15 protein-coding genes and 1 pseudogene are annotated in these 21,953 nt (G+C 62.0%); 10 read left to right on the top strand and 6 right to left on the bottom strand.

Going from position 1 to position 21,953, the window contains the following annotated elements:
• Positions 1–4 precede the first annotated feature (4 nt).
• The 3 genes from IFT67_RS17840 to IFT67_RS17830 are packed head-to-tail and all read right to left on the bottom strand — an operon-like array spanning position 5 to position 5,462.
• Positions 5–1,381, bottom strand: a complete 1,377-nt coding sequence (locus IFT67_RS17840) for an efflux transporter outer membrane subunit (RefSeq protein WP_056678363.1) — start codon at positions 1,379–1,381, stop codon at positions 5–7.
• Positions 1,378–4,485 (bottom strand): efflux RND transporter permease subunit, encoded by a 3,108-nt coding sequence (locus tag IFT67_RS17835; protein WP_192239490.1) that lies wholly within the window; start codon positions 4,483–4,485, stop codon positions 1,378–1,380. The genes IFT67_RS17840 and IFT67_RS17835 overlap by 4 nt, the downstream gene beginning before the upstream one ends.
• Positions 4,485–5,462 (bottom strand): efflux RND transporter periplasmic adaptor subunit, encoded by a 978-nt coding sequence (locus tag IFT67_RS17830; protein WP_056678369.1) that lies wholly within the window; start codon positions 5,460–5,462, stop codon positions 4,485–4,487. Before IFT67_RS17830 ends, IFT67_RS17835 begins: the two co-directional genes overlap by 1 nt.
• A gap of 108 nt (positions 5,463–5,570) precedes the next feature.
• On the opposite strand from IFT67_RS17830, the gene IFT67_RS17825 reads away from it, so the two are divergent.
• On the top strand, positions 5,571–6,383 hold the full coding sequence (locus IFT67_RS17825; protein ID WP_197983149.1) for a COG4705 family protein: 813 nt from the start codon (positions 5,571–5,573) through the stop codon (positions 6,381–6,383).
• A gap of 150 nt (positions 6,384–6,533) precedes the next feature.
• Here IFT67_RS17825 and IFT67_RS17820 read toward each other — a convergent pair whose 3' ends face one another.
• Together IFT67_RS17820 and IFT67_RS17815 are read right to left on the bottom strand one after the other, a co-directional pair.
• The gene (locus IFT67_RS17820) at positions 6,534–7,214 is read right to left on the bottom strand and encodes a B3/B4 domain-containing protein (RefSeq protein WP_192239489.1); all 681 of its coding nucleotides are present in this window, start codon (positions 7,212–7,214) and stop codon (positions 6,534–6,536) included.
• Between the two features lie 10 nt (positions 7,215–7,224).
• The gene (locus IFT67_RS17815; protein WP_192239488.1) at positions 7,225–8,094 is read right to left on the bottom strand and encodes an EamA family transporter; all 870 of its coding nucleotides are present in this window, start codon (positions 8,092–8,094) and stop codon (positions 7,225–7,227) included.
• 107 nt (positions 8,095–8,201) lie between these two features.
• On the opposite strand from IFT67_RS17815, the gene IFT67_RS17810 reads away from it, so the two are divergent.
• From IFT67_RS17810 to IFT67_RS17795, 4 genes are all read left to right on the top strand, one after another.
• Positions 8,202–8,675, top strand: coding sequence for an Lrp/AsnC family transcriptional regulator (locus IFT67_RS17810; protein ID WP_056678377.1), 474 nt, complete (start codon positions 8,202–8,204; stop codon positions 8,673–8,675).
• A gap of 154 nt (positions 8,676–8,829) precedes the next feature.
• Positions 8,830–9,150: a DMT family transporter gene (locus IFT67_RS17805; RefSeq protein ID WP_056678542.1), complete on the top strand. Its 321-nt coding sequence runs from the start codon at positions 8,830–8,832 to the stop codon at positions 9,148–9,150.
• A gap of 636 nt (positions 9,151–9,786) precedes the next feature.
• Positions 9,787–12,288, top strand: a complete 2,502-nt coding sequence (locus IFT67_RS17800; protein ID WP_192239487.1) for an ATP-binding protein — start codon at positions 9,787–9,789, stop codon at positions 12,286–12,288.
• Positions 12,289–12,310: 22 nt separating this feature from the next.
• On the top strand, positions 12,311–12,703 hold the full coding sequence (locus tag IFT67_RS17795) for a response regulator (protein WP_192239539.1): 393 nt from the start codon (positions 12,311–12,313) through the stop codon (positions 12,701–12,703).
• Positions 12,704–13,201: 498 nt separating this feature from the next.
• Here the strand turns inward: IFT67_RS17795 and IFT67_RS17790 are convergent, their stop codons facing one another.
• Complete coding sequence (locus tag IFT67_RS17790; protein ID WP_192239486.1) at positions 13,202–13,963, bottom strand: diguanylate cyclase domain-containing protein; 762 nt, start codon at positions 13,961–13,963, stop codon at positions 13,202–13,204.
• A gap of 55 nt (positions 13,964–14,018) precedes the next feature.
• Here IFT67_RS17790 and IFT67_RS17785 point away from each other — a divergent pair, with 55 nt between their 5' ends.
• The 5 genes and pseudogenes from IFT67_RS17785 to IFT67_RS17765 all read left to right on the top strand — a co-directional run.
• Positions 14,019–15,512: an EAL domain-containing protein gene (locus IFT67_RS17785; RefSeq protein ID WP_244647504.1), complete on the top strand. Its 1,494-nt coding sequence runs from the start codon at positions 14,019–14,021 to the stop codon at positions 15,510–15,512.
• Between the two features lie 355 nt (positions 15,513–15,867).
• Complete coding sequence (locus IFT67_RS17780; RefSeq protein WP_192239485.1) at positions 15,868–18,606, top strand: S8 family peptidase; 2,739 nt, start codon at positions 15,868–15,870, stop codon at positions 18,604–18,606.
• 680 nt (positions 18,607–19,286) lie between these two features.
• Positions 19,287–20,027, top strand: a complete 741-nt coding sequence (locus IFT67_RS17775; RefSeq protein WP_192239484.1) for an ABC transporter ATP-binding protein — start codon at positions 19,287–19,289, stop codon at positions 20,025–20,027.
• A 102-nt stretch (positions 20,028–20,129) separates the two neighbouring features.
• The gene (locus tag IFT67_RS17770; RefSeq protein ID WP_446740827.1) at positions 20,130–21,506 is read left to right on the top strand and encodes an ABC transporter permease; all 1,377 of its coding nucleotides are present in this window, start codon (positions 20,130–20,132) and stop codon (positions 21,504–21,506) included.
• A pseudogene (locus IFT67_RS17765) lies at positions 21,503–21,953 on the top strand (ABC transporter permease); the annotation flags it as partial. The gene IFT67_RS17770 and the pseudogene IFT67_RS17765, both read left to right, overlap by 4 nt.

Genomic DNA, 21,953 nt, shown 5'->3' with positions numbered 1-21,953 from the left:
CCACCTATCGCGTAGCGGCGTCGGTTCGCCAACCGCCACCCAGCGCGCGGAATAGTGCGACCTCTGCCTGAGCGACCGCCAGATCGGACTGGACCTGTTGCAGCGTGGCCGACGCCGACGCCCGCTGGGCGTCGACCTGGAGCAGCCCGGGGGCGTCGCCGAGGCGGACCCGGGCACCGGCCCGCCGCGCGTAGGCCTGCGCCTCGCGCAAGGCGGTCGCCAGATCGCGGTTACGGCGGGCCTCAGCATCATAAGCGGCCAGCGTCGTCTCAACCTCGCGAAGCGCGCGTAGGACCGCCACGTCCCACCCGGCCAGCGCCGCACGCTCGGTTGCGCGGGCCTGTTCCAGCCTCGCGCGGACCGGTGCCTGGTTGGGGAAGGCCCAACTGACAAGCGGCGTCACTGCCGCGCTGATACCGCCGGATAGCAGCCCGACCGCCCCGCCCAGATTGACGCGGGGGTAGAGGTCCGCGCGTGCCACGCCGATCCGCGCGGCTGCGGCAGCAAGGCGGCGTTCCGCCTCGCGCACGTCGGGACGGCGCAGCAGCAGCGCGGTGCCGTCGCCGACCGGCGCGGCCCCGCGCAGGCGCGGTGCGGCGGTGCAGGCGAAGCGATAAGTGCGGGCCTCAGCAGGGGGACGGCCTTGTAGCGTGGCGAGCCGGTACAGCGCGTTGGCGCGCTGCGCCTCGAACGGGGCGATGGCGGCGCGGGTGGCGGCTGCGATCGTCGCAACTTGCGATACCTCCAGAGGCGATACGTCGCCGGCTCGAAGCTGTTCGCGGACCAGCGCGACCGAACGATCCTGTACGGAGGCAACCTCGCGTGCGGTTGCGATGGCGCGGGTCGATCCGCACAGGTCGACATAGGCGAGGACGGTGTCGGCGACGACTGCGACGCGCAAGCCATCGACGACGGCGGCCTGCGCCTCCGCATCCGCGCCCGCGGCGGTCGCGGCCGATCGCAGCCGGCCGAACAGGTCGAGATCCCAGCTCGCCGTCGCAGCGATATCGTAATCCGTCGTCGGCACGTTCCCTGACGCGCTTGGCTGTCCGGCAGGATCGTCGACGCCCAGCGCGCTTTCGATCGTCGTCTGCGGCAATCTTGCGGCCCGTGCCTGACGCAAGACCGCGCGTGCCCCGTCGAGATTGGCGTAGGCGACACGCAGATCGGCGTTGGCGGTCAGTGTAGACCGGACCAAACCGTCAAGCACCGGATCGTCATAGAGCCGCCACCAGTCGTCGGGCACCGCCGCGATCAATGCGACGGGAAGCCTGGCGAAAGCGCCCGTCGCGCTGGGCGGCGCGATCGTCGGCGATGGCGCAGGCACACTCATGCAGGCGGAGGCGAGCAGGGCAACGGCGGGGGCCAAGCGACGGATCATGCCAGCGCCTCCTTATGTGGGGCGGCAGGCGGATCGGGCTGTTCCTTGCCATAGCGGGCGTAGAGCGCGGGCAGCAGCAGCAGGTTGAGCGCAGTCGAGGAAATCAGACCCCCGAGTATCACGATCGCCATCGGATGCTCGATCTCATGCCCCGGCGCATTACCCGCGACGATCAGCGGCACCAGCGCCAGCCCGGCGCAGGCGGCGGTCATCAGGATTGGCACCAGACGCTCCTCCGCACCACGCAGCACCAGCTCGCGACCGAACGTCATCGCCTCATGCCGTTCGAGATGCTGATAATGCGACAGGAGCATGATGCCGTTGCGTGCGGCGATGCCGATGACGGTGACGAACCCGACCAGGGAGCCAAGCGACAGCACCCCGCCGGTCAGCGCGACTGCGACCACCCCGCCGACCAGCGCGAACGGCAAGCTGATGGCGACCAGTGCGGTGATGCGAGACGAGCGGAACTCCATCCAGACCAGCAACAGAATGCCGACCAAGCACAGCGCACCGATGCTCCACAGGCGGCTGCGCGATTCCTTCAGCGCGGCATATTCGCCCAGCACCTGAGGGTGATAGCCAGTGGCGAACGGCACCTTCGCGACTGCGGCCTCGACAGCCTGCGCGACGGTGCCGAGGTCCGCGCCCGCGACATTCATCGTTACGTCGAGCCGGCGTTGCCCGTTCTCACGCTTCACCTCGTTGGGGGCAGGCGCGATCTCTATATCGGCAACATCGCCGAGCCGAACCGGCGCACCGGTGACGGGGGCCTGGATCATCAGGTCGCGGAGCGCATGGACGCTGCCCCGTACTGCGGGCTCCCCCCACACCGCGACGTCGAAGGCGCGTTGATCGCGGTAGATCTCGCCGACCTTGGTCTGCGCGACCAGCGTCTGCGCCTGACGGCGGACCTCGCCCGCGGTCAGGCCGAGCCGCGCCAGTTCGCCGGCGCGCGGACGGATGCGGATTTGCGGGACCAGCACCTGGCTCTCCAGCTTTAGGTCGGAAACGCCCTGAATACCGCCGATCGCATCGCGGACACGCGCGCCAGCCGCGCGCAATTCTGCCTGATCGGGGCCGTAGATGCGTACGACAATAGTCGCGCCAGCACCCGTCAGCACCTCCTTGATCCGCTCGCGCAGATAGGTCAGCACGTCGCGGTAGAGGCCGGGATAGCCCTCCACTACCTCCTTGATCCGCTTCACCGACGCATCGTAGTCGGCATTCTCGTCGAGGCTGATCCACAGTTCGGTGAAGTTGGGGCCGACCACCTCGTCGGCCTGTTCGGCGCGGCCGATATGCGCGCCGAAATTGCGGACGCCGGGGATGCTGCGTAACTCCTTCGATGCGCGGATCGTGATCCGGTCCATCGCCTCGATCGACGTGCCCGGCTTTTCGACGAAGTGCATCAGAAAGTCGGTTTCGCGGAAGTCGGGGAGGAACTGGTCCTTGAAGGTCGCATAGCCGACGCCTGCCAGCAGCAGCCCGCCCGCCACTACCCCGACCGCCAGCGCCGGACGTCCGACGACGCGCGGCAGGAAGCCGACATAGCGGCGCTTCAGCGCGGCGACGATGCGGGTGTCTCGCTCCTCTGTCAGCGGTGCGTTCGGCAGGAGCAGTAGGCACATCGCCGGGGTCACGGTCAGCGCGACCAGCAGCGACATGCCGATTGCCAGCACATAGGCGATGGCGAGGGGCTGAAAGAAGGTGCCCGCCACCCCGCCGAGGAAGAAGATCGGCACGAACACCAGCATCACGATCAGCGAGGCGAAAACGACCGCCGAGCGCACCTCCAGCGACGCGGCGAGGACCACCTCGAAGGCTGGCTTTGGGTCGACCGACTCACGGTTCAGGCGCAACCGGCGTGCGATGTTCTCCACGTCTATGATCGCATCGTCGACCACCTCACCGAGCGCGATGACGAGGCCGGCGATAATCATCACGTTGGTCGTCGCGCCCGACCACAACAGTATCAGGCCCGCGCCGAGCAACGACAGCGGTATCGCGACTAGGCTTATCGTCGCCTGCCGCCAGTCGCGCGTGAACAGGAACAGCACCGCCGCCACCAGCGCGCAGCCGATCATCAGCGCGCGGGTGAGATTGTCGATCGAGCGTTCGATAAACGTGGCCGGCCGGAAGATCCTCGTATCGACCTTCACGTCCTTCAGACCGGGCTTCAGCTCGGCAAACGCGGCTTCGACCGCGCGGGTCAGCTCCAGCGTGTTGGCGGTGGGCTGCTTCTCGACGATCAGCATGATGCCGGGACCGTCATCGATGATCGCATTGCCGATCGGCGCGTTGAAGCCGTCGACCAGGCGCGCGACGTCGCCGATCCGCACCGGCGCTTCGCCCGCCTGCTTGACGATCGCCTGCGCGAGGTCGGCCGCAGTCTGGACGGTGCCGGTCTGCTGGACGGCGAGGCGTTGGTTGGCCGTGTCGACGAACCCGCCGCCCCCGACCAGCACCGCGTCGCCGGCCGCGGCGCGTACCTCCGCCAGCGTCACGCCGGCCGCGCGCAGGCGCTCGGGATCGACCAGCACCTGCAACTGCCGGTCGCGCTGGCCCCAGACCGCGACGTTGGCGACACCGGGAACCGCCATCAGGCGCGGCCGGATCGTCCAGCGCACCAGCTCGGACAGTTGCATCTGGTCGAGCCTGCCTGAGGAAAGGCCGACCTTCATCGCGCGACTGGTCGAGGACAGCGGAGGCATCAACACAGGTTGTCGCGCCGCGAGCGGCAGCCGCGGCTGCACCTGCGCGATCCGCTCGCCGACCATCTGTCGAGCGCGGATCACGTCGGAGCCGCGCTCGAACAGGATCTGCACCGACGACAGGCCCAGCACCGATTTGGAGCGCAACGTCATCAAGCCGGGGACGCCGTTGACCGCGGTTTCGATTGGCGCCGTGACCAGGCTCTCGACTTCCTCGGTCGACAACCCCGGTGCCTCGGTCTGGATTTCGACCATGGGTGGCGCGAACTCGGGGAATACGTCGAGCGGCACGTCGCGGCCAGCGCGGACGCCGAGCACGACCAGCAACGCGGCAAGCGCAAGGACGAGGACGCGCTGCGCCAGCGCGAAATGAACAAGCCGGCCGAGCATCAGTGCGCCGCCCCGAACTCGGTGCCGAACAGTTCGGCCGCGCCATCAGTTACCACCTGCGCCCCGGCGGCCAGGCCACGCGCGAGCAGTGCCCGTCCGCCGGTCTCCGACGCTACTTCGACGCGCTGGCGCACGAAGGTGTTCGGCGCGGTCTTCTGATAGACCCACGCGCCACCATGAATGTCGCGCAGGATCGCGGTCGATGGCACCGACAACCCTTCGGTCTGCCCAGCGAGCGGCAGGTCCACCGCTACCCGCTGGCCGACCCGGAAAGCGCGGTCGCGATTGTCGAGCGCGTAATAGAGATCGACCGTGCCCGCGACAGTGTTGGCCGAAGGCGGAGCCTGCACCGGACGTGCGATGCGCGGCGCGCCGCCTTCACCGAGCGTGCGGACCGTAGCACCAACTTCGCGGCGGACCTCTCCCATGTCACTACCGAACACGGACGCGCGCACCCACAACACGGGTTGCGAACCGAGCGATGCGACCGCCGGTCCGAGCAGTCGGCGCTGCTGCCGTGCGGCCCCGAGTGCGGCCTGCGCCGACGCCAGCGCCGCCGCGGCCTCGTCGCGGGCGCGCACGCTGCCCGCTTCCTCGCGAACGAGGCTTTCCGTGCGGTCGAGCGCGATCTGCGCAAGTCGTGTTTGCGCGGTGGCACGCGCCAGTTCGGCATCGGCTGCGGCCTGCTGGCTTCCGATCTGCTGAAGATTGGACGTCGAGTTGACGGGCACTCCGTTGGCGGTGAGTGGCGGCACGACGATCTCGCCGGCCACCTCGCGTTTTGCAGTCGCCGATCCGCCGCCCACCCGCGCCAGCACGATGCCCAACCGCTGCTGCGCCTGAGGCGTCAGGGTCAGCTTCAGCAGTTCGCTCTCGTGAGCGATCGTCTCGGCATGGGCGGGCGGTGCAGGCGACTTCGCGGTCTTCTCGCCGCAACCGGCGAGCAGGGTCAGGATCAGAAGGAAGGTTTGGCGCATCGTGACGGCTTAGTCACGAAACGATGGGCGCTGCTGGAGCCGACTATACAAAGTCCCAATGTAGCCGGTGTCCCACCAGTTTCGATTTGAATTTTATGCTCCGACCTGATGATCGCCCGCTCTGGGGGGATGCGTATAGTGAGGGTCAACGTGACGAGGAATCATCCTGCCCGTAAAGTTGCTGAAATCACTTTGGGCTTTTGGCTGGCCAAGGTCGTCGCAACCACATTGGGCGAGGTTGCTGGCGACGCCATCGCCCAGACGCTGAACCTGGGCTACGTCGCCGGGCTTGCCATTACACTGGCCATGCTGGCGGCCTTCCTCGTCGCACAGGTTCGTGCCGATCACTATCGCCATCTTCTCTTCTGGGCGACAATCGTAGGTACGACGACGGCCGGAACTGAAATAGCCGACCTGTCGACGCACACACTCAGCCTTGGCTATAACGCAACGTCGGCCATCCTTTTCGGTGGCATGTTGCTGACCTTGGGCGTTTGGTATCTGAGGCGGGGCACTTGTGACGTGAGCGCGGTGGTGGACCGTGAGAGCGAATTATTCTTCTGGGTGGCCGTTCTGTTCTCGAACAGCCTTGGCACTGCGTTCGGCGATGGACTGGTTTATGTTTTCGGCCTCACATACACCACGGGGTCTTTGGTCTGCATGGTGGTGATAGGTGTAGTGTTGCTTCTGCACTATGTTGCTCGGGTCAACGCGGCACTGATATTTTGGGCAGCATTCGTTTTCACAAGGCCGTTCGGCGCCGACTTCGGGAATTTGCTCACGAAGGAGGCAGCCAAGGGTGGATTTGGCCTCAACACCTTTGCCACTGCCTTAGTATGCGTCCTGCTACTCGCTGGCATCGTCGTATCCTTCGAACGTCGACAGCGCCGTATTGATGGACGTAGCAGTACCGCAGCTTGAGCGGCTAAGCGGAGACGACGTTGGTGGGCCTTTAGCCGATCCCCTTTCTCGATTGGGAACGGCAGGCGAGAAGGGGTGAGCGTTCTCGGAATCGATGGTTTTTCGAGAACTCGTGAAGGCCTTTCCTCAGGGTGTCGGCTGTTGGATCAATCAGGCCGACTTTATCGTCGTGACGGACGCAGACGGTAAGATGCTTGTCAGGCCGCTCGACAGTGCGTGCCCGGCCTCTTGCAAGGCTTCGTTCGGCATTCCAGCAAGGGCTTCCAAAACGAACCACATGGATCGCTCGTTGCCGTTCAGCCGAGTGCGCGTCCCCTGCCGCCAGTTCCAGCGTCGGCAGGTCACACCCACGTCATCGCGCCAGACAACTTCGCCGGGCAACGGGTGCTCGATCGCAGGCTCGCCGTTGGACATGGTGTCAAAGGCTTCTGAGCCGTCCGCGATCGTGAGCCGTGGGACGCCCACATAGGCCCCCAAATTTTCACCTCCGACCGGAACAGCGTAGCGCAGGCTGATTGCGTTATACAGGTCCACCACCGGGTTGATCGACGGGAGCACGCCACCCTTCAGCACGCGCTTACGGAGCGCCTGCGCTGAACAAGGCGTTCGGTTCGGCTTCGCGCCAAACTGGGCATAGGTGTCCGCCCAAGCGGCTAAGTGTGCGTCCGCCCATGGTGGACCACCATCGCGTACAAATTGGCAGGCTTCGACCAGCGCAGACGAAGGATTAGCGATAGCCGGCGCGTCTGGCGTGCTGACAAACAGATGAAGCGCACGAAAATCTGATGCCAAGCGAATGACGACGGGATCGATGGTCGGGATATCCTGCATGTCTCAGTTCCTACTTCTTCGCCGTCGTGGCAGCGCCAATCGAGGAGCAAACGATCAACCCGATCGCGAGCCATTGTGAGATCGCTAGCGTTTCGCCGAGCACTACGAGGCCGACAAGCGCACCCACCGCCGGTTCCGCGCTCAAGAGTGTGCTGAAAGTATTAGTCGGCAGGCGCGGCAGAGCGATCATCTCCAGAGTGTAGGGGAGCGCACTCGATACGATGCCAACGACCAATCCGAGCGCCAGCACTTCGGGCTGGAGCATGGCGGTTCCGGCATGAAGAATACCGACCGGTGCAGTGACCAAAGCGGCTATCACCATGCCGCCTGCGACAGCGGCAATCCCATGATCTTCGCCTGCCTTCTTCCCTTTAACGAGGTAAACCGCCCAGCAGACTCCTGCGGCGCCTGCCAAGGCAACGCCGCGCCAATCGAGGTGAGCGGCACCTCCCCATATGGGCAACAGCAGGGCAAGGCCTGCAACAGCAAGCGCGATCCACAAGAAGTCCGTCTTGCGCCGCGAGGTCAGCAGCGCGACCGCTAGCGGTCCGGTGAACTCGATCGCGATCCCGATACCCAACGGAATGAACGTGATCGCCTTGTAAAAGACAAGGTTCATGACTCCCAACGCGACCCCGTAAGGTATGAGAGAACGCCAATCCGACACGCTAAGGACGCGCCAAGGCCGAAATACAACCGTCAGCACGCCGGCGCTAACGATCAGGCGCATGGCGGTCGCACCCTCCGGTCCGATGGCAGGGAAAAGCCACTTAGCGAACGACGCGCCGACGCTGATCGACAGAAGCGAACAGAACAGCGCGGCGATAGCGCCGAAATCAGCGCGCGGACCAATTGGCCGCGCGATGGAGGATGTGGTCATGCAGATCTCACGAAGAAGCAGGAACCCATGAGTTTAAGTGGAACCGCCAACGAAGGTGATCAAAATGGGCTCGCTTACGATAAAGATTATCGACTAAGCTGCATGGGATGGAAAAACCGGTTTCACTCGACAGCTTTGATCTCAAGCTCCTGAAACTCGTACAAATCAACGCGCAGCAGCCAGTGGCGGAGATTGCTGAGGCAATAGGGCTATCAACGCCGGCCTGTTACCGCCGCCTCCGTCGCCTACGCGAGACGGGCGTGATTGAGCGCGAGGTAGCGATCGTCCGGCCGCGAACGCTTGGCTGGCCGCTGTCTATGATCGTAATGGTCACGCTCGAACGTGAAGGCCCGAGCACGATTGGCGAAATGATGCACTTACTGGACCGGGAGCCGGAAGTAGTCGAAGCTTGGAACGTGACTGGCGACCATGACCTGGCAGTCCGGATCGTCGCTCGCGATATGGAGAGTTACGACGAACTGGCGCAGCGCCTGTTTTCAGCGAATGAGCGCGTGCGTAGTTTCAAAACCCTCGTGGTGATCCGGCAGGTGAAAGCGCTCGGCGCTATCCCTGTCGAATGATGAGCTTGATAATGGCTCCTCTTAAGCTGTGCCTGCTAGCTGCTGTTGAAATATCGTTGATCTGCAATTATTTAGATGTGCGGTGACAACGTTCCCGCCCCAGAAACTTGGGTTAGAAGTCCGGGACGGCCCGGCAGCTTTTATGGAGGCTGCTATGGCGTGGATCGCACTTGTTTTTGCTGGTTTGTTCGAGATTGTCTGGGCGTCGGCCATGAAGCAATCTTATGGTTTTACCCGGCTCTGGCCAAGCGTCGTTACCGGCGTAGGCATGTTGGTCAGCTTCGGCCTGCTCGCGTCGGCAATGCGAGTTCTACCGTTAGGAACGGCTTACACAATTTGGACCGGCATCGGCGCGGTTGGCGCGTTTGTTGTCGGCATTATGGTTTTCGGCGAGGCAATGACCGCGATGCGCCTCCTAGCTGCCTTACTTATCGTCAGTGGCCTCGTCTTGATGAAGCTGTCCTCGGCTGCTTGATCTTCGACGTTCACAAGCGGCTTACCTAAGCTTCTCGAAAAGGAACCCGTATTGCGAATGCGTCCGCGGCAATCATACCTAGGGAGGCCTTAAGGCCTGTTTCCCAAAATCCGTTCCCAATTGCTCTTTCCCGAAATTACGGAAAGAAGACGGAGTTATGGGAATGTTCAGCGTTCCCAGACAGCGGGGGATTTTGGGAGGGCCGCACGGACCCACATTCGGACGTCCACGCCCCTTTCCTCGCTTCCCAACTTCGGACGCTTGTTCATCTTTGCGAATAACCAATCTCAAGCCCGGCTATCCGCTCGCGAATGTCGTGATGAGGAAGAAAGGCGGCCCGTCCGCTATTGGGAAGGCAGATGGCGTTAGCGGACGTCGCCCGACGCTGCCGCGTTTCTTAAAAAGGATCTTCATTGAAGATTCCGGGAAGCCAATCGGGAACAGAGAAAGCGATAGCTCGGCTTAGCCTCAGAAGGCCTTCCGGGTGCGCTTTCCCTCCACGGGTTCCCAATCAGGAACGCTATAAGGTTAAGCGCACTGGCCTGGGACTGGTCACTAATGCCGGCGACAAATAATTGAATGTGGTTCTAATCTCTTAACCCGCATCGGATATCCAATACCGAACAAGGGGTTACCATGCGCTGCCTTCGCCGTCCGATCATCGTCGCCGCACTAGGACTTTCCTCCATCGCTGGCGCTCAATCGCCAGTGGCCGCGGTGCCGCGACAGGGGCAATACCGGGCATTCGACGTTGCAATCGCCGATGCCAAAACTGCGATGATGAGCGACCCCGAGCATGCACTGAGCAAAAGCGATGCTGCGGTGAAGCTCGCCGCTTCGTTGCCTCCTTCGCACGAGGCGATGATTGCGACAGGTACCGCTGCGTGGTTGCGCGCCGAGTCTCTGATCATGGTCAATCGCGCAAAGGAAGCAAAGGCGACGGTCGACGCTGCCCTCATGACGATAAGTCGCGTTGCACCGAATTCGAAACTGCAGGGGGACTTGTTTCGGTCGCGGGGGGGGATCTTCGCTACGCAAGGCAATGTGACGGAGGCTCTTTCCGACTATCAGCGCGCCTTCAGGATTTTCGGCGTTGCCGGCGTACCTCGTAGCCAGTCGCTGGTGTTGCAGGACATGGGCCAGATATACTGGGACGCCGGCGACTACGCGAAGGCTCTGCAATATTACCGGCAGTCGTCGGAGATCTATGGCGGGGAACCGGGCCTCAATCTCGGCGCGCATAACAATCAGGGCCAGGTTCTTCGTAAGCTCGGCCGATACGCGGAGGCCGAGCGGGAATACCGTCTTGCGTTGAGCGCCGCCCAGGCGTTGGGCAGTCGGTTGCAGACCGTCGTCGTGTTGGGCAATATCGCGGAAGCACAGGTGGATAACGGCAGGGAGGTTGCGGCTGAGCAGACGGTGCGTCGCGCCCTCGCCCTGTCTGCGAGCGGTGAAGCCGCGAGTCAGCGTCCCTTCGTGTTCGGCATTGCCGCCGAGGTCGCTGCCGCGCAGAGGGATTACCCGCGGGCGGCGATCTTGCTCCGGTCCACCTTCGCGGGGACGGATCTGACCAAGACCGAGCTGCCGTTCCGGCAATTCCACGAACTGGCCGCAAAGGTTTTTGAGAAGCTGGGACGCCGCGATCTGGCGTTGGCGCATCTGAAGGCCTTCCAGCGACTGGATGGCGAGGCCCGCAACCTTACTGCCTCGGCAAGCTCACAGCTCATGAGCGCACGGTTTGACTTCTCCAATCAGAACCTGAAAATATCTCAGCTGAAGCAAGGTCAACTCGAGCGCGACATCGCGATCGAACGACAGAAGTCCCAGTTCAGGCAGATTGTGCTCGGCGGGCTGTTGGTCGCTGGTGCCGTCGTCTTCGGCCTCATGGCATTCGGGTACGTGTCGATCCGGCGAAGCCGAAACCAGGTGCGGGACGCGAACGACGTGCTGACGACGGTCAACACACGCCTGGAAAAGGCGCTGAAGGCAAAGACCGATTTCCTTGCGATGACGAGCCACGAGATCCGGACGCCTCTGAATGGCATTCTCGGCATGACCCAGATTCTGCTGACGAACCGGCGGATCGCTGCGGACGTGCGCGAGCAGGTAGAAGTGGTGCACGGTGCGGGCGAGACGATGCGGGCGCTGGTCGACGACATCCTAGATGTCGCCAAGATGGAGACGGGGACGACACTGGTGGTGGCGGAGGCAACGGATCTGCGCCGGATACTGGAGGAATCCACGCGGTTGTGGTCGGGACAGGCGACGGGCAAGGGGCTCGCCTTGTCACTTGATATCGGCAATGCGCCGCGGGAGATCGTTTCCGATGGCGCGCGTATCCGTCAGATCGTCTTCAACCTCCTGTCCAACGCGATCAAGTTCACGCCCGAGGGTTCGGTGACGCTCGCCACGCACGTCGACGACGAGACGCTCGTCATCGCGGTGACCGATACCGGCATCGGGATCCCGACCGACCAGTTCGATGCGATATTCGAGCCCTTCCATCAGGTCGATGGGGGCACCACAAGGCAATTTGCTGGCACCGGACTGGGCCTGGCGATCTGCCGCAATCTTGCCCGCGCCCTGGGCGGCGATGTCATGGTCGACAGCGTGGTCGATTGCGGTTCGACCTTCACGCTGCGGATACCGCTCGTCCTGCCGTTAGCGGCCAGCAGCGGCGCCAACGACATCGCGGTCGCACCCCGACGTCTCGCCGACGCGCGATTGCTGCTGCTAGAATCGAACGGCATCGCCCAGGGCATGCTGCGTGGCCTGATCGAGACCGAGGTGAAGAGCTTCGCGTGTGCCGCTACGGCGGAAGAGGCTTTGGACGCGATTGCGCGCGGCGAATGCGACCATCTGCTGATCGAAGGCAAGTCGATCTGTCTTGAGGGTATGGAGGCGCTGCCGTCGCTGCGAACCCTGGTCGGGCACGCGGGCGCGCACGGCGTTGCAACGACGATATTGTTCGCGTCGACCGACGTGCTGCCGCTCGACGAGGTCGCGGTGGCAGGTGCCAGCCAGATGATTCTGAAACCGGTGAGCGGACAGCGACTGATCACCGCGCTGACAGCCTTCTACGCCGACAGGGCGCCGGAAGATGTTCCTGCTAATCAACTGTTTACCTCCGCGGCATAGTCAGGCGGACGAAGGGACGGCCATGGAAGTGCTATTCGTTGAAGATGATGCGATGAACCGGCGGGTCGTGAAGGACATGCTGCGCGTCGTAGGCGCTAACATGTCCGAGGCGGCCGATGCCGAGACCGGACTCCAGATGATCAATGACTGCGATTTCAGCATCATTCTCATGGATCTGCGGATGCCTGGCATGGACGGGCTTACTGCAATCAAGCATCTCCGCGCGCGTACCGATGCGAAGGGAATGCTGCCGATCATCGTCGTGACCGCTGACATGGCAGTCGACCTTCATGAGCGCTGCCTTGCACAGGGTGCGGACGACGTCATCCAGAAACCCGTCGCCATGGGCAAGCTGCTCAACGCGATTGGACGGATGGTGGCTAAGGGGAGCGCTTCGGAAATCATGCTGGACTAGTACGGCCGCACGAGCCCTTCACCGGTTCCGTTCTATTGCTGACATTTGGCCACACACCCGATGGCCGTCGATCTGCGCGACCAGGTTGGCTCATTGCTATCGGCACGACCAGCAAGACAGGGGCATTCCGTTTGCCTGAAAGTTGAAACGTCCGACCTTGCCGACGAATAATGCCGCATCCATCACGGGTCGCGGTCGTACCTATCCGTTCGCGAAATAACGACCATCATGTGCGCACGGAGCTAACTTGGCAAAGACAACAACGCCGATCGATTACGAAGGCTTGATCCTTGCGGCGCTGGCAGAGGCATACAGGGCGCTTTCGCCGTCCGATCAACGGGACCATCTGAACAGGGCCGCAGTGTTGGCAACGCGGGGTGAGATGCAGCGACGTGAGGCTTCGAAAATCGGACCGGTCGATCACTGAACAAGATTTTGGTCGCCCGAAGTGTCTTAAAGACTGCGCCTAGCTACAAACTCGCGGAGTAGCAGGCGGGGCTATGGGGCCGGACTTCGGCCGGCTTTCGCCGTCCGCTTGTCATGGAGCATGGCAAGATCTGCAGCGGCCATGATGTTGGCGAAATGCGTATTGCCGATATCGGCGGGCGCGGCGCCGACCGAGCCGGTTACCGTAGTCGAGCCGCCTGTTATTACCATAGGCGCTGATATGCTTTCCCGGATAATGCTTTCCAGCAGTTCTATATTAATGCCCGGCTCCTGAACCACTATCAGGAACTCATCGCCCCCGAGCCTGAATATGGTAATGCCGCTATACCGATCTCGCAGGGCCAGAAGCCTGCCCGCAACGCACTTCAGGACTTCGTCCCCGACCGCATGGCCCAAAGTATCGTTGATCGCCTTGAAATCATCTAAGTCGAGAACGAGAGCGGCGAAACCGCCAATGACTGTCTGGTCAAGGTCGGCGATGTACTCGGACAGAGACAACCTGTTCGGTATACCAGTCAGAAAATCGGTTCTTGCAAGGGCATATGCCGCGCGTTGCTCAGCGTCCTTTTCTGACAACAGCCCCAGGAGATGCCGTTGGCGGATCGTGGATATGCCGACCGCGCCTAAACCGACGATCACCGCAACGAGTACAAACTCACTGGCCTTGAAAGATCGATACGGCATCAACAGCGTGCAAAGCTTGCTGCACCACTCGAATCTTACTGCGAACCCGGAGAGGGCGACTGTCGCAAAACCTGTCAGGATCTGTACGTGAAGCAGCTCTTCTCCTGTGTCGTTTTTACTCGCGATCACGTCCGACCTGCCCTTCCTCGCTGGACCTTGCTCCTAGGAGCGATCACCTAACGCCATGTTAAAACGGGCGGTTTTCAACGCGTCGTCGGCAATCACGATATTCGCAAGCCTTTACCAACAATTATCCGTCTCGCCTTACCCACACCGGATGACATCGTTATCCGCACAGCATGTACCTTCGAACGCGCCTTCGACGCCGGGCGAACTGGCGGACGCCGAAGATGCATCGGTGCGGACAGTCTTTGAGCGCGATCGGCCTATACGCGGGACGTTCGATACACTGAGGGATCACTGGAGGCTGGTCGGAACGCCCGCAGGCACGATGCAGTTTGTCGGCATCGCAGAGATTGCGCGCTTTACGACGTTGCGTCGTTCGATCGGCTTGGACCTTTCCAACCAGATACTGCATCAAGTCGGTCGCCGAATTATCGATGCCCTCAATGCCTGCCAAGTCGGTCGGACCGGCAGGACCACAATCGAGTTTGCGTTTGCCGCAAGCGATCCTGAATCCGCAAAAGGGTGCCTGGAGCTGCTCAGCGATAGGCTGGAGGAGCGCATGACGATCGATGGCTTCACGATCGATCTTCCGATCGCCATCGGCTTCGCCGACGCTGGGACGTCTACAGTGCTCGAAGAGCTCATCGATCATGCGGCCGCAGCGCTCGCCGAGGCGCAAAGTCAGCATCAGCGCGTCCGGTACGCAGACATCTCGCTTACCGTGGACCAGAGCTTCGATGACCTTGCCCTGATGCGCGACTTACCGCGGGCAATCCGCACAGGCGAGCTGCGGCTTCATTACCAGCCCAAGCTGCGGTCGAAGACGAACAGGATCGATTCCGCCGAGGCTTTGCTTCGCTGGTGGCATCCTGAGCGTGGTCAGATTGCTACTGACCGCCTGATTGAACTCGCGGAATCTACCGGCATTATTTTTGATTTGTCCGAATGGGTACTCGAGCGTGCGGTCGAGGATCAATTGAGGCTCGCAAAGGCCGGCCATGACTTGACGATCTACGTCAACGTATCCGGAGTGCTTCTGCCCGACCCTGGGTTTGCGGCACTGGCCCTGAAACTGGCGTCTCGAGCGCGAGGCAAGATCGGTTTTGAGATCACCGAGACCGCAGTCATTAAGGACCCGGACGGCGCGCTCGCGAATCTGAATGCTTTTGCCGCTGCCGGAATAAAGATCGCGATCGACGATTACGGCTCCGGTCTCTCCTCGCTGGCGTATCTGAAGCAACTGCCAGCGAACGAACTGAAGATCGACCGCATGTTTATCTCCGGCCTTACCCAGAGCCATCAGGATCCGCTTCTCGTCCGCTCCTCCATCGACTTGGCGCACGCGCTGAACATGGAAGTGACGGCCGAGGGCGTTGACGATGCGATGGCGCTCGCGTTGCTGCGGGTGATGGGATGCGACCTGATCCAGGGCTACCTGATCTCCCGCCCGATCGACATCGAAGCGCTCGTACTTTTTCTGGAGGAGGCAGTCAGCGGGCTCAAGCATTGCGCCCCGTTCCAGTTCGGAATGCCCTCAAGTGGTTCTTATTAAAACCGAAAGTCGAATTATTCGTCGTTAATGCAGATTTAAGTAATCTGTTTGAGGGGGTTTTTACCGAAACGGCTGCCAAACAAATGTGTCGACGGGGGCAACTGTCGACACAGAGGGATACGGCATGACACGTAAGGTAATAACCCGCGGGCTGCGGGCGAGCACGGCAATCGCGGCGGTATTCTTCGCGGCCATTCCAGCATATTCCCAAACCTTACCTGTCGTCACGCCTACGCCTAGCCCTGCCCTAGCGCCGACCATTCCCTCCCCTACGCCGACAAGCCCCGCCCCTGTAAATGCGCCGGCTCCTGCTGCCGGTCCTATCCGCGCTCTCAGTGGCACGATCGAACCCAATATGGGGAACATCCGGACGTTCATGGGCAACATCCGTACCTTTTGGGGCGATGCGTCGCCTTTCTTCGGGAATATCCGCACGTTCTGGGGTGACGTGAATCCTTATGAGGGCGACTTGAACGCCTTCTGGGGTGGCCTTCAGACGTACAATGGCGGCATCGGCGGGTCGGCTGTGACGCCGATGATGGGCAACATCCGCACCTTCTGGGGCGATGTTGGTCCGTTGATGGGCAACATTCGCACGTTCTGGAGCCCGCTCGGTACTTACTCCGACAATACCGCGGCCTATGCCGCGCTTGCGACGCAACTGACCACGGTCGTTGCCCAATCGCAGTCGACCTGGGGCGCGTCGGTACAGGCCCAGACGGGGCAGAGTTTCTCGTCGGCGTTCGTGAACCCGCTACTCGCACGGTACGGCGTTAACCTGTCCGACCCGTCCACGCTGGCCAGTCTGTCGGCCGTACAGCGCGATCAGTTCCTGATCGACTGGTATGACGGCCTGATGAATTATGCCGGGACCGACCATGTCGATCACTGGATGAAGGAGATCAACTGGTCGCCGGCGATCAGCGCAACAATCGGCGAGGGCAAGCGCAGCGTCATTGGACTTCTCGATTTCACCGTCACCGGCGACGGCACCAGGAACGTGACCAAGTACGACGGCATCTCGCAGTTCAGTAACGGTCATGGCGCCGCAGTCGCGAGCCTCATGATAGCGGCGCATGATGGCAAGGGCGTTATGGGCATCGCGCCGATGGCGTCGGTGGTGGCCTATAACCCGTTCGATGAGACCGGCACCGCAGGGTGGGCCGACATCAAGGCCGGCGTACTGATGCTCGCCCAGAACAACGCGAGCATCATCAACATGTCGCTGGGAGTTCCCGGCTGGACGCTAAACCAAGGGTGGAACGGCGTATTCTCGGACCCCGCGGTCGCCGCTGCGACAAAGGGGGCCGTATTCGTCGCGGCAGCCGGCAACGACGGCAGCACGCAGACCCAGAACATCGACTGGAACTTTGCCACCAATCCCAATCTCATTGTCGTGGGCTCCGTTGACCCGACCGGCACGATCTCTAATTTCTCGAATCGCCCAGGTACGGCGTGCCTACTTACTGCGGGAAAATGCGTAGCCGGAAGCGAGCTGATGAACCGCTTCATCGTCGCGCCTGGCGAGTTCATCCTCGTTTCCGACGGACAGGGCGGCGTCACCCGCATGTCGGGAACGTCGTTTGCCGCGCCACTCGTATCGGGTACTGTCGCACTCCTGCATGACCGTTGGCCTTGGCTGTCGAACTTTCCCAAGGAGAGCGTCGACATCATTCTGAAGTCAGCACGCGATCTTGGAGCACCGGGCGTCGACCCTGTATACGGGATCGGCGAACTCGATGTCGCCGCGGCGCTGTCGCCGCTCAATTTCAACAATCTGCGGTGGTACTCCTACGACGACAAGGGAAAGATCAAGGCTGAGCAGGCGACGAAAATCCGTTCGTCGGGCGAGCAGGTGAAGTGGGAGGCGAAGGGGATGTATTTCTACGCCTACGAGGACATCGGCGCGACGTTCCGCGACTTCGCGATCCCACTTTCCTCAAAACTTGTTGGGCAGACAGTCCTATCGTCGGGCGGCACCTACGAGCAATTCCAATCATACCTATACAGTCGAATGCTGGACTGGATGAAAACAAATCCGACCAAAAGCAGCATGGCGTTCAGCAATATCGCCTCGTTCTCCGCACCGGTTCGCAACTCGTTCGGCCTCGATATGTCGATGGCGGTTTCGCCCCGGACGCGACTTGCCGGCTTCGTGCAGTCCAGTGTGCCCTATCAGTCGGCGTTGCGCATCGGATCGCCCGATGGCGCCTTCTCGATGATGGGTGGCGAGGGCGATGGCGCCGTGATGCTGGGCGGATCGACCAGTTTCGGGTTAGCGTCCGACTATGACCCGATGCAGGGCGGCGCGAACCCGCTGCTTGGCTTCGCATCCGGTGGTGGATACGGTCAGTTTACCGCAAGGATCGCGGAAAACCTCACGGTGTCCACCGGTATGTCGCAGCGTGATCTACGGCGCGACACGCGCCAGTTCGGCATAGCAGATCGCATAGCGCTGAACGGTGTCGGCGCTTACCGAGCACAGGCGACACAGGTCGCGCTGGCCTATGCCGCGAGCGACGCGGTACGCTTTAGCCTCACCTATACAGGCTTGCATGAGAACAGCGCTCTGCTCGGCGTACAATCGACTGATCCATCGGATCTTGCACACGGGTCGATCACCGATGGCGTAACGATCGCGTCGGAGGCGATGCTGACGCCTACCCTATCGCTGGCTGCGTCAGGCACGGTCGGTCGTACACGGCAAGGCTCGACCCGGCAGCAGTCCATCGCCGTGGGCGACAGCGGTCTTGTTTCCTCTTCGTTCCAACTGGCGTTGACGAAGGACAAATTCACAAGTCGTCACGATCGTATCCGGTTCACCGTTTCACAGCCGATGCACGTTGAAAGTGGTAGCATCGATCTAACCCAGGTCCGGGTTATCGACCGCCAAACTGGTGAACTGGGGCCTGTTACGCAAAGCTTCTCGCTTGCTACGCAGAACCGCGAGTACGTGGCCGAGATGCTATACGGACGTGATGTCGGAAGCAGTGCGTCTCTGAACCTGTTCGGTCGCGCGCATCTCAGCGATCCGCAGGCCGTGGGCGCTACCTCCTACATAGCGGGCGGAGGGTTCAAACTCGCATTTCGATAAGCGAGGATCTAAATCGGTTGGCAATATGGGATGCCGGTTGTGACAAACTCTATTCCTGAACCGCAATCCAGACTGTGCGAGAATGTCGGCTTGCCATGTTCAGTGATTAAACCAATCAAGGCAGACGTGCATCTAGTGGCGAACAACGACATCATGAGACGACGGCATATAGTACCCCAGGGGTTTCCCGACACCTTGATGTGAGCCGGAATGTCATTCGACGAGCCTTTGGTGTCGCTTCTGACCGTCAGTGACAACAAACATGTGTTTTCGACAGTAGCGGGGCGGCCGGAATGGAAGCGGCCGGTCCGCTCCGACCCACAAGCAGACACTTGCTGCCACCTTCGGCCTTCCCAACTTCGGCCGTTTGTTCATGTAGGCTTATCGTCCCCGACGGGGCTGCATGAATGGCGAGAATTGCGACGAAGCCGTCTTTCAAAGAGACGGCGATGACTGCCGGGCTTTTTATGAACGGCCATTCGCAAAGCTCTAAATATCGGCTCAGCGCTATAGGTGTCACAATGCCCGCTGTCGGCTCACAGTAGAACGTATGCGCCGGGCTTGGCCGCCAATGAGCCACATGTCGCGCGCTGCCACCTCCCTCTCTCACCATGAAATATTGCAACACGGAAACAATTCCGTATGATACGCTATATCATGTCGCTTGCAGATTGAGGCCTATGCCCGGTAACAACGGTAACCCTATCGCTATCCACGAACTGGCGCTTGCCTACGGCAACCATCGCGTTCTCGACGGTCTTTCGCTTACCGTTCCTGTCAGCAGCATCACGGCGTTGCTGGGCGGCAACGGAGCGGGCAAGTCGACCACCTTGTCCGCCCTGCTTGGCTTTGTGCGCGCGGATGCGGGGCAGATCGCGGTCTGCGGCATCGATCCAGGTGCTGACGCTGACGCGGCACGCCGACGCATTGCCTATCTCCCCGAGAACGTCGCGCTATACGAGCATCTGAGCGCGGTTGAGAATGCCGATTACCTGTTGGCACTAGCCGATCAACGTCAGGACCGGGGAACGATCACCGCTGCGCTGGCTGCTGCCGGATTGCAGGACCGGGCTTGGGACCAGCGGCTGGGCGGATTTTCCAAGGGGATGCGGCAGAAGGTTGCGATTGCAGTGGCGCTCCTGCGCGAAGTGCCGGTGCTGCTGCTTGACGAGCCGACCTCTGGTCTCGACCCGCGCGCAACCGCCGACTTCAACGCGCTGCTCCTGAAAGTGCGCGACCGTGGCACAGCCGTGTTGATGGTAACGCACGACCTTTTATCTGCCGCCGACGTCGCCGACCGGATCGCCTTCCTTGAACAGGGCCGGATCGTCGAGGATGTCATGGCCACCGGGTCCGAACGGTTCGACATTCGGGCCCTGCACGCCCGGTTCCAGGTTAGCATAGGGACTTGTGCGGCGTGAGTGCGACCCACCTGATCGCGCGCGATGAACTCCGGTTGATGGCGCGCAACCGCGTCGCGGTGATCGCGCTTGTTCTGCTCGTCCNCGCGCAACCGCGTCGCGGTGATCGCGCTTGTCCTGCTCGTCGTGCTGACCCTGGCGGCGGTGCTCAGTTCATGGTCGCACCAACGCGGCATCGCCGAGCTGCGCACGCGGCATCAGCAGGTGGCCGCTGCGGCGTTCAAGGCTCAACCCGATCGCCACCCGCATCGCATGGTCCATTACGGCACCTTCATCTATCGACCGCTGGGTGCGTTGGCCGCGTTCGATCCCGGTGTCGATGCCTTCACGGGCAACAGCATGTTCCTCGAAGGCCACCGCCAGAACAGCGCCAATTTCGGCGACGTCCGGCAAAGCTCGCTGCTGGTGCGTTTTGGGCAACTCACCCCCGCCTTCGTCCTCCAGGTAGTCGCGCCGTTACTGCTGATCTTCCTGGGCTTCGGCGTACTGGCGCGCGAGACCGAGCGAGGGACGCTGCGATTACTGATGCTGCAGGGTGTCTCGCGCGGACAGCTGGTGCGTGGCAAGCTTGCCGCGCTCGGGATCGTGGCCTTGATCGTCGGATTTCCGGCGATGGTCGGTTTTGTCGCAATCGTCGCGCAACCCGGCACGCTGGCGTTGCCAATGGCAGCCATCGGGCTAGGCTATGCGCTGTATCTTGCATTGTGGCTCGTCCTGATCCTGCTCGCGTCGGGCTTTGCCCGGCGCGGGCGCGATGCCCTCCTTGCACTGCTGGCAATATGGACGGTCGCGGTCGTGCTGCTGCCGCGCATCGCCCCCGACATTGCGGGGGCCGCGGTGCCGCTCCAGAACCGTCTTCAGACCGATGTCGCCATCGCGCGCGACCTGCGCCAGCTGGGCGACAGTCACAATCCCGACGATCCGCATCTGGCGGTCTTCAAGCAGTCGGTTCTGCAACGCTACGGCGTAACCCGGGTCGAGGATCTGCCGGTGAACTACAAGGGACTGCTGGCAATGGAGGGGGAGCGGCTGACGTCCGGCCTGTTCGATCGCTATGCAGGTGCCAGCTTCGCAGCGCAGACCGCTCAGAACCGGTTGGTCGATGCGATCGGTGTGCTGAGCCCAACGATCGCGATCCGCGCGCTGTCGATGGCTGCGGCGGACACCGACTTTGGCGGACATCGCCGTTTCCTCGAACAGGCGGAGACGTATCGCTACGCCCTCGTGCAACGTCTCAACCGGATGGAGGCGAGAAATGTCAGCTACGCCGACGATATAGCGGAGGATGCGGGCGCCGATCGCCGCAAGCGGATCGCAGCGGACAATTGGCAACATATGCCTGATTTCGCCTTCGTTGCGCCAAGCGCCTCGGCGCTTGCGGCCGCGGCGCTGCCCGGGATCACTATTCTGGGACTGTGGCTGGCAGTCGCCACGCTGCTGCTCACACGGGTGACCCGTCGTCTGGGAGCCCGTCAATGACCTTATGGATGGCTGAACTACGCCTGTTGCTCCGTGCGCGACTAAGTGTCGTGGCACTGATCCTGCTGGCGATACTCACCGCCGCTGCCGTCACCGCAGGCATGGTGGAAATCTCCCGGCAGCGCACCGCGATCGCCGCAATCCCGGCCGCGCAATCCGAAGATATCGCGGCCGTTGCCGACTATGTCGATCGGACCAAGGACGCGGGCAGTGCGGGCTATTACAGCTTCCACCCAACCTGGGACGCACCGTCCCCGTTGGCCTTCGCCGCACTCGGGATGCGCGACGTCTCGCCCTACATCCTGCGAGTCCGGGCGTTGGGGCTGGAAGCGCAGATCTATGACGGCGATGTCTTCAATCCTGAACTCGCTCTGCCGGGCCGGTTCGATTTTGCGTTCGTCCTCGTCTTCCTCGCGCCGTTATTCGTGGTCGCGTTGTTCCATGATC

The sequence above is a fragment of the Sphingomonas sp. CFBP 13728 genome, from assembly GCF_014841895.1.
Classification (GTDB): Bacteria; Pseudomonadota; Alphaproteobacteria; order Sphingomonadales; family Sphingomonadaceae; genus Sphingomonas.
This window is presented reverse-complemented; position numbering and strand designations above follow the sequence as displayed.

Coding starts and splice junctions, on each gene's coding strand:
- IFT67_RS17840 (WP_056678363.1), bottom strand. CDS start 1,381: ATGATCCGTCGCTTGGCCCCCGCCGTTGCCCTGCTCGCCTCCGCCTGC.
- IFT67_RS17835 (WP_192239490.1), bottom strand. CDS start 4,485: ATGCTCGGCCGGCTTGTTCATTTCGCGCTGGCGCAGCGCGTCCTCGTC.
- IFT67_RS17830 (WP_056678369.1), bottom strand. CDS start 5,462: ATGCGCCAAACCTTCCTTCTGATCCTGACCCTGCTCGCCGGTTGCGGC.
- IFT67_RS17825 (WP_197983149.1), top strand. CDS start 5,571: ATGATCGCCCGCTCTGGGGGGATGCGTATAGTGAGGGTCAACGTGACG.
- IFT67_RS17820 (WP_192239489.1), bottom strand. CDS start 7,214: ATGCAGGATATCCCGACCATCGATCCCGTCGTCATTCGCTTGGCATCA.
- IFT67_RS17815 (WP_192239488.1), bottom strand. CDS start 8,094: ATGACCACATCCTCCATCGCGCGGCCAATTGGTCCGCGCGCTGATTTC.
- IFT67_RS17810 (WP_056678377.1), top strand. CDS start 8,202: ATGGAAAAACCGGTTTCACTCGACAGCTTTGATCTCAAGCTCCTGAAA.
- IFT67_RS17805 (WP_056678542.1), top strand. CDS start 8,830: ATGGCGTGGATCGCACTTGTTTTTGCTGGTTTGTTCGAGATTGTCTGG.
- IFT67_RS17800 (WP_192239487.1), top strand. CDS start 9,787: ATGCGCTGCCTTCGCCGTCCGATCATCGTCGCCGCACTAGGACTTTCC.
- IFT67_RS17795 (WP_192239539.1), top strand. CDS start 12,311: ATGGAAGTGCTATTCGTTGAAGATGATGCGATGAACCGGCGGGTCGTG.
- IFT67_RS17785 (WP_244647504.1), top strand. CDS start 14,019: ATGTTAAAACGGGCGGTTTTCAACGCGTCGTCGGCAATCACGATATTC.
- IFT67_RS17780 (WP_192239485.1), top strand. CDS start 15,868: ATGGGGAACATCCGGACGTTCATGGGCAACATCCGTACCTTTTGGGGC.
- IFT67_RS17775 (WP_192239484.1), top strand. CDS start 19,287: ATGCCCGGTAACAACGGTAACCCTATCGCTATCCACGAACTGGCGCTT.